The sequence below is a fragment of the Dietzia sp. HMSC21D01 genome, assembly GCF_001815995.1.
GTDB lineage: Bacteria > Actinomycetota > Actinomycetes > Mycobacteriales > Mycobacteriaceae > Dietzia > Dietzia cinnamea.
Map to the genome: position 1 here is coordinate 1 of NZ_KV824089.1, position 11,151 is coordinate 11,151.

The 11,151-nt window shown below is 71.7% G+C and carries 9 protein-coding genes, 1 pseudogene and 1 riboswitch; of the genes and pseudogenes, 7 read left to right on the forward strand and 3 right to left on the reverse strand.

Annotation, left to right across the window (positions count from 1 at the left end; all coding sequences use genetic code 11):
• Nucleotides 1-98 precede the first annotated feature (98 nt).
• Nucleotides 99-159, forward strand: a riboswitch (cobalamin riboswitch).
• 114 nt (nucleotides 160-273) lie between these two features.
• The 3 genes from HMPREF3086_RS15275 to HMPREF3086_RS15285 are packed head-to-tail and all read left to right on the forward strand — an operon-like array spanning nucleotide 274 to nucleotide 3,001.
• On the forward strand, nucleotides 274-1,188 hold the full coding sequence (locus HMPREF3086_RS15275) for an ABC transporter substrate-binding protein (RefSeq protein WP_070722759.1): 915 nt from the start codon (nucleotides 274-276) through the stop codon (nucleotides 1,186-1,188).
• Nucleotides 1,185-2,213: a FecCD family ABC transporter permease gene (locus HMPREF3086_RS15280; protein WP_070722760.1), complete on the forward strand. Its 1,029-nt coding sequence runs from the start codon at nucleotides 1,185-1,187 to the stop codon at nucleotides 2,211-2,213. The genes HMPREF3086_RS15275 and HMPREF3086_RS15280 overlap by 4 nt, the downstream gene beginning before the upstream one ends.
• Nucleotides 2,210-3,001 (forward strand): ABC transporter ATP-binding protein, encoded by a 792-nt coding sequence (locus tag HMPREF3086_RS15285; protein ID WP_070722763.1) that lies wholly within the window; start codon nucleotides 2,210-2,212, stop codon nucleotides 2,999-3,001. The genes HMPREF3086_RS15280 and HMPREF3086_RS15285 overlap by 4 nt, the downstream gene beginning before the upstream one ends.
• Nucleotides 3,002-3,495: 494 nt before the next feature.
• Here the strand turns inward: HMPREF3086_RS15285 and HMPREF3086_RS19685 are convergent.
• Nucleotides 3,496-3,654: pseudogene (locus HMPREF3086_RS19685) on the reverse strand (TetR/AcrR family transcriptional regulator); the annotation flags it as partial.
• The gene (locus HMPREF3086_RS15295) at nucleotides 3,647-6,154 is read right to left on the reverse strand and encodes an MMPL family transporter (RefSeq protein WP_070722764.1); all 2,508 of its coding nucleotides are present in this window, start codon (nucleotides 6,152-6,154) and stop codon (nucleotides 3,647-3,649) included. The pseudogene HMPREF3086_RS19685 and the gene HMPREF3086_RS15295, both read right to left, overlap by 8 nt.
• A gap of 186 nt (nucleotides 6,155-6,340) precedes the next feature.
• Between HMPREF3086_RS15295 and HMPREF3086_RS15300 the strand changes: the two genes are divergently transcribed.
• The 4 genes from HMPREF3086_RS15300 to HMPREF3086_RS15315 all read left to right on the forward strand — a co-directional run bounded on the left by HMPREF3086_RS15300 (nucleotide 6,341) and on the right by HMPREF3086_RS15315 (nucleotide 10,024).
• Entirely contained in the window at nucleotides 6,341-7,144 is an 804-nt protein-coding gene (locus HMPREF3086_RS15300; RefSeq protein ID WP_070722766.1) for a siderophore-interacting protein, read from the forward strand.
• Between the two features lie 116 nt (nucleotides 7,145-7,260).
• Entirely contained in the window at nucleotides 7,261-8,241 is a 981-nt protein-coding gene (locus HMPREF3086_RS15305; RefSeq protein WP_070722767.1) for an ABC transporter substrate-binding protein, read from the forward strand.
• Nucleotides 8,238-9,230, forward strand: coding sequence for an ABC transporter permease (locus HMPREF3086_RS15310; RefSeq protein ID WP_070722769.1), 993 nt, complete (start codon nucleotides 8,238-8,240; stop codon nucleotides 9,228-9,230). Before HMPREF3086_RS15305 ends, HMPREF3086_RS15310 begins: the two co-directional genes overlap by 4 nt.
• A gap of 2 nt (nucleotides 9,231-9,232) precedes the next feature.
• Nucleotides 9,233-10,024, forward strand: coding sequence for an ABC transporter ATP-binding protein (locus tag HMPREF3086_RS15315; protein ID WP_070722771.1), 792 nt, complete (start codon nucleotides 9,233-9,235; stop codon nucleotides 10,022-10,024).
• Between the two features lie 168 nt (nucleotides 10,025-10,192).
• Here HMPREF3086_RS15315 and HMPREF3086_RS15320 read toward each other — a convergent pair whose 3' ends face one another.
• Nucleotides 10,193-11,041, reverse strand: coding sequence for a glycosyltransferase family 2 protein (locus HMPREF3086_RS15320; protein WP_070722773.1), 849 nt, complete (start codon nucleotides 11,039-11,041; stop codon nucleotides 10,193-10,195).
• Nucleotides 11,042-11,151 lie beyond the last annotated feature (110 nt).

Sequence of the window (11,151 nt, forward strand, 5' to 3'; positions counted from 1 at the left end):
TGGTCGGCGCGGCGGCGGCTTCTGCCCGCCGCGCCTGCTCGGCTACCCTCGAGAGGTCCGGCCACCTGCGCCGGGCGCCCCGCGGCAACTCGGCGGAAGTCGGTGTGAATCCGGCGCTGTCCCGCAACTGTGATCCCGTCCCCGGACGGGCGAGCCAGGTCGGCCGGTGCCGCGGTAGCCGTACGTACTGACCTCGGACGAAGGACGGTCGCGTGCAGCGGCCCCACCGCCGCGGCCCGAGCTGTTTTCGTCCTCCGAGCCGCGGAGGATGCCATGCCCCACCCACGAGCCCGTTCCCTGCTGATCGCGCCGCTGGCCGCCCTGGCGCTCGTCGCCACCGCGTGCAGCGGCTCCGACGGCGAGGACCCCGCCCCCGCCGATCAGACCGGCGCGGCGGCCGACGAGCCGCAGGCCATCGTCTCCCTGAGCCCCACGACCACCGAGATGCTCTACGCCGTCGGCGCCGGCGACCAGGTAGTGGCGGTGGACGAGCGGTCCGACTTCCCCGAGGAAGCGCCGGTCACCGACCTGTCCGGCTACACGCCCAACCTCGAGGCGATCCTGGGCTACGGCCCCGACCTGGTCGTGCTCACCGACGACAACGCCGACATCGTGGCCGGGCTCGAGCGCTCGGGCGTCGAGGTGCTCCAGCTGCCGGCCGCCCAGACCCTCGACGAGACGTACACCCAGCTCGAGCAGGTCGGCGCGGCCACCGGCAACATCGGCGAGGCCGCCGAGCTGGTGTCGGAGATGCAGACCGAGATCGACGGGATCGTCGCCTCGGTGCCCGAGCGCGAGACGCCGCTGACGTACTTCCACGAACTGGACGACACCTACTACACCGTCACCGACGCCACCTACGTCGGCGAGGTCTACTCCATGCTCGGCCTGACCTCCATCGCCACCGGCGACGACACCTACCCGCAGCTGTCCGAGGAACTCATCCTCGAGGCCGACCCGGACCTCATCTTCCTGGCCGACGGTCAGTGCTGCGGCGTGACCCCGGAGACCGTGGCGCAGCGTCCCGGCTGGGACGGGCTCACCGCCGTGCGCGAGGACCGCGTCCACGTGGTGGACGAGGACCTGGCCAGCCGCTGGGGCCCGCGCATCGTGGACTTCATGCGTGAGGTCGCCGCGATCGTCGCGCAGATCCCCGCCGACCAGCCCGCGACCCAGCCCACCCCGTGACCCGCCCGTCGCCCCGCCACGCCCTCGTGCTGGGCGGGGCGACGCTGCTCTTCGGCGCGGCGATGCTGCTGGGCACCCTCATCGGCCCGGCCGGACTCACCGCCGGCGGGGTGCTGCTCGACCTGCTCGACCGCCTGCCGCTCATCGCGGTGGACTCCGGCCTCACCGAGCGCCAGCAGGTGATCCTGTGGGAGATCCGCATCCCACGCGTGGTGCTGGGCGCGATCGTCGGCGCGATGCTCGCGATCGCCGGGGCCACCTACCAGGGCGTATTCCGCAACCCGCTCGCCGACCCGTACCTGCTGGGGGTGTCCAGCGGGGCGGGGCTGGGCGCCACCCTGGCGATCGTCGCGGGCGGCGCGATGGGCTCGGCGATGGTGCCGCCCGCCGCGTTCGCCGGCGGCATGATCGCAGTGCTGGCCACCTACACGCTGGGCCGCAGTGTCGGCGGCGGACGCAGCGAGGTCGTCATCATCCTCGCCGGCGTCGCGGTGGCCGCGTTCGCGAGCGCCATCCAGACCTTCTTCATGCAGCGTCACGACGACACGCTGCGGCAGGTGTACTCGTGGATGCTCGGACGCCTCACCACAAGCGGCTGGACCGACGTGCGGACGGTCCTGCCGTACGTGCTCGTCTCGGTGGCGGTGATCGCCCTCTTCCGGCGCATGCTCGACGTCATGGCGGTCGGCGACGTCGAGGCCGCCACGCTGGGCATCTCCCCGGCGCGCGTGCGCCTCATCCTCATCAGTGTGGCCACCCTCGGCACGGCGGCGGTGGTGTCCGTGTCGGGCCTGATCGGGTTCGTGGGCATCGTCATCCCGCACGCCGTGCGCATGCTCATCGGCCCCGGCCACCGGCTGCTGCTGCCCACGTCCCTGCTGGCCGGGGCGACGTTCCTCATCCTCGCCGACGTCGTCGCGCGCACCGCCATGAGCCCGGCCGAGCTGCCGATCGGGGTGGTCACCGCCGCGATCGGCGCCCCGTTCTTCCTGGTGGTCCTGCGCCGCAGCCGGGGGCACATATGACCCCGACCCGCCCCGCCCTGTCCTGCCGGGACCTCCACGTGGCCCGCGACCGCACGCCGGTCCTGCACGGCATCGACCTCTCGGTACCCGCCGGGTCCTGGGTGTCGCTGGTCGGCCCCAACGGCTCTGGCAAGACCACCCTGCTGTTCGCGCTCGCGGGCCTCATCCCCGCGTCGGGGCGAATCGAGGTCGACGGGTTCGCGCCGCGCCGCGCGGGTCGCCGCCGCGTCGCGCGGACGGTGGCGATGATGCCGCAACGCCCAGTGGTGCCGGAGGGCGTCACCGCGCGCGAGCTCATCCGCCTCGGCCGCACGCCGCACATCGCGCGCTTCGGGACGGAGTCGGCCCGCGACCACGAGATCGTCGAGAGCGTCATCGACCGCCTGGACCTGCACGATCTCGCCGCCCGCACCGCGACCACCCTGTCCGGCGGCGAGCTCCAGCGGGTGGTGCTCGGTCGCTCGCTGGCGCAGGAGCCGCGGGTGCTGCTGCTCGACGAGCCCACCAGCGCCCTGGACATCGGTCACCAGCAGCAGGTGTTGGACCTGGTCGACTCGATGCGCCGCGAAAGCGGGCTGACGGTGGTCGCGGCCATGCACGACCTCACTTCGGCCGCGCACTACGGCGAGCGGTTGGTGCTGCTCGACGGCGGGCGCGTCGTGGCTGACGGTCGGCCGGAGGAGGTGCTCACCGCCGAGCGGGTGGCGCAGGTGTACGGCGCGCGCGTCGAGGTCCTGGAGCGTCCCGACGGCCCGGCGGTGCTGCCCCTGCGGGACGGGTCGCCGTGATGGAGGTCGTGCTGCTGGGTACGGGCGCGGCCGAACGCCTCGTCCAGGTAGGCCGCGCGGCTCTTCAGCGCGTTCTGCTCGCCGTTGCCGTGCAGCTGGTCGGTGCCGATCTGCTCGGCGTCGTCGGGCGCCTGACCGCTGCGCGGGCGGTGGCGCAGCACCGACGCACCGACGGCCAGGCTCAGGTCCACCAGCACGCGGACCCGGAAGTCGCTGAGCTGCGGCTCCCGGCGGCTGATCGCCTCGTACAGCGGGTCGAGGATCTGCTCGGCGATGCACGACCGGGCGTCGCTGGAGAGCATCAGACCGATCTGTTCCCCGGCGACGAGCAGGTTGTCGGCGGCCTCGATATCGTCCGACGAGCGCCCGTAGAGCTCCCGGAACATCGTGCGGAAGATGTCCACGGGGGTGAGGTCCGCGTCCGCCTGGTCCACCTGCCGCACGAACTCGGCGATCTGCTCGCGCAGGAAGTGCACGAACGCGTCCTCGCGGTGGGCGAAGTAGTTGTGGAACGTCCGGGTGGAGACCCCCGCCCGCCCGGCGATCGCCGACACGGTCGCGCCCTCCACTCCCTCGGCGACCAGGAGTTCCACGGCGGCCGCCGAGAGACGGGTGCGGGTGTCGGCCTTCTTCCGCTCGCGCAGGCTAGGCATCGGCTCGCCCGGCACCACCACCGTCGGCCCGGTCGCCGCCGAGCTCGTGCTTGCCGGCGCCCGGGGACTGGGCGGCAACGGTCTCGGCGGAATGCCGGCCCTCTGCCAACGCGTCGGGATCGACCACCTCGTCGTCGTCACCGGATCCGGCCCGGTTCCCGCCGCTACGGGGACCCTCCGCGCCGACGTCCTCCAACGCCGAACCCTCCACGTCCACGGACGGCAGGATCCGGTCGAGCCAGCGCGGGATCTTCCACGCGCGCTCGCCGAGCAGGAACATCACCGCCGGGATGATCGTCATGCGGACGACGAAGGCGTCGAACAGCACGGCCACGGCCAGCGCGAAGCCCATCACCTTGATGAACTGCTCGTCGATCGTCATGAACGCGGCGAACACGCTGGTCATGATGAGCGCGGCCGCGGTGACCACGCGCGCACCGTGCTTGAACCCGTTGGCCACGGCGTTCTGCGCGGTCTTGCCGTGGACCCAGCCCTCGCGCATGCGGGTGACGAGGAAGACCTGGTAGTCCATCGCGAGGCCGAACACGATGCCGATGAGGATGATCGGCAGGAAGCTGATGATCGGCTGCGGGTCGGCGATGATGCCGCCCCAGCCCTCCTGCCACAGCGCGACGGTGAGGCCGAAGGTGGCGGCCACCGACAGGCCGAAGCCCAGCGCCGCGATGAGCGGCACCCAGATGGAGCGGAACACCAGCATGAGCAGGATGAACGCGAGCGCCAGGACGATGCCGATGTACGGCAGGAGCACCTCGGACAGACGCTCGGAGATGTCCTCGTAGATCGGGGTGACGCCGGTGACGGAGTAGGTGCCGCCGGTCTGCTCCTCGAACTCGCCGATGCCCGCGCGGATGTTGTCCAGCACCGTCGCGGCCTGCTCGTCGGTCGCCCCGTACTCGGGCGTGATGAGCACCTGCGCGGCGTCGCCGGCCTCGTTGGACTCGACGATCTGCGCGTTACGGACGCCGTCCACCGCCTGGATGTCCTCGACCGCGGTGGCCCACGCGGCCGGACGCTCCTCCGCCGGGACCTCGAGGGTGTCGACGAGGGCGATCATCGGGGCGTTGCGACCCGGGCCGAACGCCTCGGCCGTGAGGTCGTAGGCGGTGCGGTTGGGCGTGCCGGGCGACATCGTGCCGTCGGACGGCATGGCGAGCCGCAGCTGCGCGGCCGGGATCGCGAGCAGGCCCAGGAGCACCACGGCGACCACGGCGTGCAGGATCGGGTGCTTGCGGACGCGGCGGACCCAGGTCAGGCCCATCGTCGGCTTCTCGTCCTCCGGGTCCGGCGCCTTGACCACCGGGACGCGGGCGCCGAAGACCTTGGTGCCGACGGCGCCGAGGACGGCCGGCAGCAGGGTGATCGCGACGAAGACGGCGACCGCGACGGTGGCGGCGGCGGACAGCGCCATCGCCGTGAGGAACGGGATGTCGATGATCGACAGCGCGGCGAGCGCGATGAGCACGGTCAGGCCGGCGAACACCACGGCGGAACCGGCCTTGCCCACCGCGAGCCCGGCGAGGTGGGCGCGCTCGCGGAACGGGATGGTCTTGAGTTGCTGCGCCAACTCCCTGGGCTCGAGATCGTTGCCGCCGATGTGTTTGACGAGCTCGGTGCGGAAGCGCGAGACGATGAACAGGGCGTAGTCGATGCCCACGGCGAGGCCGATCATCGACGCCAGGGTCGGCGTGAAGTTGCTGATCGTGTCCGTGAAGGAGGTGGCGGCGAAGATGCCGGCGATGCCGATGCCCACACCCACCACGCCGACGAGCAGGGGCAGGCCCGCCGCGATGAGCGAGCCGAAGGTGATGGTGAGGATGACGGCGGCCACGGCGATACCGATGATCTCGCCGGTCGCGCTGATCTCGGAGGTCTGGAACGCGTTACCCGAGTAGGCGATCGTCAGGCGGTCCTGATGCTCCGCGACGAGGTCGGCGAAGGCCTCGCGGTCCTCGGCCTCGACGTTCATCGTGGTCTCGGCGTCGAACTGCACCTGGAGCGTGCCGGTCGTCCCGTCCTCGCTCAGCGGGCTGAGCGCGGCGAGGTCGGCGTCGATCTTCTCCTGCGGGATGCCCTGCGCGGCCTTGGCCTCGGTCATCTGCTGACGCATGCCCTCGGCGGCCATCACCGGGCTGACGATCGCCTCGGTGCCGGTGAGGAAGTCCAGCTCGCGCACCTCAGCGAGGAAGGCCTCGACGTCCTCGGCCACGGCCGGGTCGGTCAGGGTGCTGCCCTCGGGCGCCCGGACGACCACGGTGCCCGTCGGCGCGTCGAGCTGGCTGGGCGAACCGGGGAACCGCTCCTGGATCTCCTCCTGCGTCTCGATCGACTCGAGGCCGGGGATCTCGAAGCTCGAGGTGGTCTGCTGCGACAGGGTGGCGGCGGCCGTGCCCATGCCCGCGATGATGAGCAACCACGCGACGATGTACCTCCACCTGTGCAGGTAGGCCGATCGGCCGATCCGGTAGAGAAATGACGCCATGCGCTTGGCTCCTCGGGGCGTGGGTGCGACTCGCGAACCCCCGCAGTTTTGCACGCACGCTGCACGATTGCACAGTCCGTGCAAGGTTGTGTGGCGGACGACACGCGCGCGGTTGTCCCCCGGCCCCGCGGGGGGGCGATTCTCTGGGAGCATAGGGTTACCTAACCCCCTGCCGAAGGAGTATGAGTGGCCCGCGATCGCCAGCCCCCCGCCCCGACCGTCCTGACGGTGTTGCGCACCGAGACGGTGACCGCCCACCTCGTCCGGGTGGTCCTGGGTGGCGAGGGCTTCGAATCGTTCGCCGCCCGCGCCGATACGGACAGCTACGTCAAGATCGAACTGCCGCACGCCGACGGGACGGTCGTGCGGACGTACACCGTGCGGCGATGCGACCCGGTCGCCCGGGAGATCTGGATCGACTTCGTCGTGCACGGTGACGCCGGAGTGGCCGGCCCGTGGGCGCGCGCGGTCACCCCGGGCACGCAGGTCGCGCTGCGCGGTCCGGGCGGCGGCTACCGTCCGGACCCGGAGGCCGACTTCCACCTGTTGGCCGGGGACGAGACGGCGGTGCCGGCCGTCGCCGCGGCGTTGGAGTCGCTGCCGGAGGACGCCGTGGGCGCGGTGTTCCTCGAGGTCGGGGGCGACGACGACGAGGTCGACCTCGTCGCGCCGGCGGGTGTGGAGGTCACCTGGATCCACCGCGGGACCCCCTCGACGGACGCCGGCCCGGGGCTGATCGACGGCGACGCGCCGCTGGTCGGCGCGGTGCGTGACCTGCCGTGGCCGGGCGGCGACGTGCAGGTCTTCGTCCACGGAGAGGCCGAGACGGTCATGAAGCACCTGCGGCCGTACCTGCGACGCGAGCGCGGCGTGCCCGCCGCCCGGGCGTCGATCTCCGGCTACTGGCGGCGCGGCCGGACCGAGGAGGGCTTCCGCACCTGGAAGCGCGAACTGGCCGAGTCGGAGGAGGGCCCGCAGCCCGTCAGGTGAGTCCGGGCTCATCGTGTCGGGGCGACCCGGTACCCTCATGTGCCAGCACCGTTCACGCATCAGGCCCCTCGCGTACCCACCCGGGAGGCCCAGACGGCACAGACAAGGCATGGCACATGGCATTCACACGCGCGAAGCTGTTCACCGGACTGGTCGCCACCTCGGCTCTCGTCCTCGCAGGTTGCTCGGGCGGCGGTGACGACGCCTCCGGCGATGGTGGCGAGCCCTACCGCATCGGCATCAACCAGCTCGTCCAGCACCCGGCTCTGGACTCGGCCACAGCCGGGTTCAAGGAGGCATTCTCCGAGGCCGGCGTCGAGGTCGAGTTCGACGAGCAGAACGCCAACGGCGAGCAGGCCACCGCGCTGACCATCGCCCAGCAGTTCGCCGCCGACGACCTCGACCTCACCCTCGCGGTGGCCACTCCGGCCGCGCAGGCGATGGCCCAGAACATCATCAACATCCCGCTGCTGTTCACCGCGGTCACCGACCCGGTCTCGGCCGAACTGGTCGACTCGATGGAGGAGCCGGGCTCCAACGTCACCGGCACCTCGGACGCCGCTCCCATCGAAGAGCAGCTCGAGCTGCTCAAGCAGCTCGTCCCGGACGCCGAGCGTGTCGGGATCGTCTACGCCTCCGGCGAGGTCAACTCGCAGGTCCAGGTGGACCAGGCCGAGGAGGCCGCCGGTCCGCTGGGGCTGGAGATCGTCACCCAGACCGTCACCACCGTCAACGAGATCCAGCAGGCCGTCGAGGCGCTCGGTGACGTCGACGCGATCTACGTGCCGACCGACAACATGGTCGTGGCCGGCATCGCCTCGCTCGTCCAGGTCGCCGAGGACAAGCAGATCCCGGTGATCGCCGCGGAGGAGGGCACCGTCGAGGGCGGCGCCGTCGCCACCCTGGGCATCGACTACACCGAGCTGGGCCGCCAGACCGGTGAGATGGCGCTGCGCATCCTGCGCGACGGCGAGGACCCGGCCACGATGCCGGTCGAGACCGCGACCGAGTTCACCTACGTGGTCAACGAGGCCGCGGCCGAGCGTCAGGGCGTGACCATCCCCGAGGACATCCTCGCCGAGGCTGATCGCAAGTGATCGGGGCCGTCGAGGTAGGCCTCATCTACGGGGTCATGGCGTTGGGGGTCTTCCTGACCTTCCGCGTCCTCAACTTCCCCGACCTCACCGTCGACGGCAGTTTCACCACCGGCGCCGCCACCGCGGCGATGGGGCTCCTCGCCGGCTGGAACCCGGTGCTCGCGACCCTCGCGGGCTTCGGCACCGGGTTCCTGGCCGGCACGGTCACCGGCCTGCTGCACACCAAGGGTCGGATCGACGGACTGCTCGCCGGAATCCTCACCATGATCGCCCTGTGGTCGGTCAACCTGCGGATCATGGATGGGGCCAACGTCCCGCTGCTGCGGCAGGACACGGCGTTCACGCCGCTGCGTGAGGCCGGCATCCTCGGCACCTGGGGCGGCGTCGCCGTCCTCGCGGTGGCCGTCATCCTGCTCGGCCTGGTCGTGTTGTGGTTCCTCACCACCGACCTCGGCCTGTCCATCCGGGCGACCGGTGACAACGGGCCGATGATTTCGTCGTTCGGAGTCTCCACCGACTTCACCAAGACCCTCACGCTGGCCCTGTCCAACGGGTTCGTGGGCATGTGCGGCGCGCTCATCGCGCAGTACTCGGGCTTCGCCGATATCTCGATGGGCATCGGCCTCATCCTCGTCGGCCTGGCGTCGGTCATCCTGGGTCAGGCGATCCTCGGCCAGCGTCGCCTGTGGCTGGCCGTGTTCGCCGTGGTCGTGGGTGCGATCCTGTACCGCCTCATCATCTTCGCGGCGCTCGAGGTGGGCCTGAACCCCAATGACATGAAGGCCATCACCGCCCTGCTCGTGGTCATCGCGCTGCTGCTGCCTCGCTGGAAGTCCGTGGGTGGCCGGTTCGGGCGCAAGCCGACCACCCCGGTCGCGGCCAACGAGCGGGCCGTGGCCGGGGTCGGTGCCGCGGTCGATCCGGGCCCCGGCACGTCCGCCGACGCGTCCGCCACCGGGTCCGCCGCCCCCGGCACCAAGGAGGTCTGACGATGCTGTCCGTCACCGGAGTGTCCAAGACCTTCTTCCCGGGCACCGCGAACGAGCGCCGGGCGCTCAACGACCTCACCCTGACGCTCGGCGAGGGCGACTTCGTCACCGTGATCGGCTCGAACGGCGCGGGGAAGTCGACCCTGCTCAACGCCGTGTCGGGCAAGCTGCCGGTGGATACCGGCGCGATCGACATCGACGGCGTCCGGGTCAACCGCCTGCCCGACCACAAGCGGGCGAAGTACATCGGCCGCGTGTTCCAGGACCCGCTCGCCGGCACCGCACCGAATCTCACCATCGAGGAGAACCTCTCGCTGGCGCTGTTGCGCGGTCGGCGTCGCGGGCTCGGACGCGGGTTGAACAAGAACCGGCGCGCCCGGTTCGGCGAGCAGCTCGCGATGCTCGAACTTGGCCTCGAGGACCGACTCACCGCCAAGGTGGGGCTGCTGTCGGGCGGTCAGCGCCAGGCGCTGTCGCTGCTCATGGCCGGGTTCACCCAGCCGCGCATCATGCTCCTCGACGAGCACACAGCGGCGCTCGACCCGCAGCGGGCGGCACTCGTCACGTCGATCACCGAGCGCATCGTCCGCGAGGGCGGTCTCACCACGCTCATGGTCACGCACAACATGGAGCAGGCCATCCGGCTGGGCAACCGGCTCATCATGATGCATGAGGGCCGGATCGTGTACGAGGCCGACGACGCGACCAAGTCCAAGCTCACGGTGCAGGACCTGCTGCGCGAGTTCACCAACATCAAGGGCGCGACCCTGTCGGATCAGGCCTTCCTCGGCTGACCCGCCCGCGGCGTACGCCGGCCGCCACGCGCCGCGAGGGCCACCGCCGCCCCCACGAGAAGGACGTTTCGCACACTCCCACTCGGGAGACGTGTGCGGAACGTCCTTCTCGTCGCGCTACCCGCGCCCCGCGCCGCCCGCGCCTCGCACGGCCCGCGCCCGCGCCGCTCAGCCACCGATCGCGCCGGGCACGGCCTCCCAGCCGTCGCCGTCCCTGCGCACCAGGCCCATCTGCTCGAATTCCTCGAACCAGCCCGGCGCGGGCCAGCTCCCCCACCGCGCGGCGTAGTGCGCGCCGTTGCGCAGGAGGTCGGCCAGGTGGTCGACCGGCGGATCAGCCACCGGGTGCCACCGGTGGTACGCGTGCGCGCCGGCCACCAGGATCACCGGCACGCGCCGGTGGAGCAACCTGCGACCGAAGTCGGTGTCCTCGGCGCCGTACCCGGTGAAAGCCTCGTCGAACCCACCGAAGTCCGCGCGCAACCGGAGCCAGAGGTCCGGCCGCACGGCGAACGACAGCGACCAGAACATCCCGAACTCGTCGGGCTCCAGTCGCCGCGTGCCGCGGGAGGGGAACGGTCGGGCCGGGTGCGGGTCGGTGAACGCGGGCAGGTCGGCCGGATCGGGCGCGCCGGCGGACTCGGGGAGGTAGGTCACCGGCCCGAGTCCCACGACGCCGTCGGGGATCTCGGAGTACCTCGGGCCCAGCTCCGGGCCGGGCATGCAGTCCACGTCGAGGAAGACGATCAGGTCGGCTCCCAGTTCGGCCGCCCGGTCGCCACCGAGGTTGCGGCTGCGGGCGATCGGCAGGTCGGGGCCGGCGGGCAGCTCCACGACCTCGACGTCCTCGGCGGAGAGCTCGGCGGCCAGCTTCCGACCGCCGGGCCTGTCGGGCAACACCACCACGTGCCGGGCACCGGGCAGGTGCGCGGCCATCGCGCGGCGTTGGGACCTCAGGTGTTCGGCGCGGCCCGGCGTGCAGACCGTCACCACGGCGATCGACGCCGCGGTGGTCATCGCGCCGCTCCGACCGTCGACTCCGCGAAAGGCGCGCCCAGCCCGCGCCCGGCGAGCTCCGGCTCCCGCCCGTCGGCCACCGCCTCGAGGACACCGGCCAGCCGCTCGGC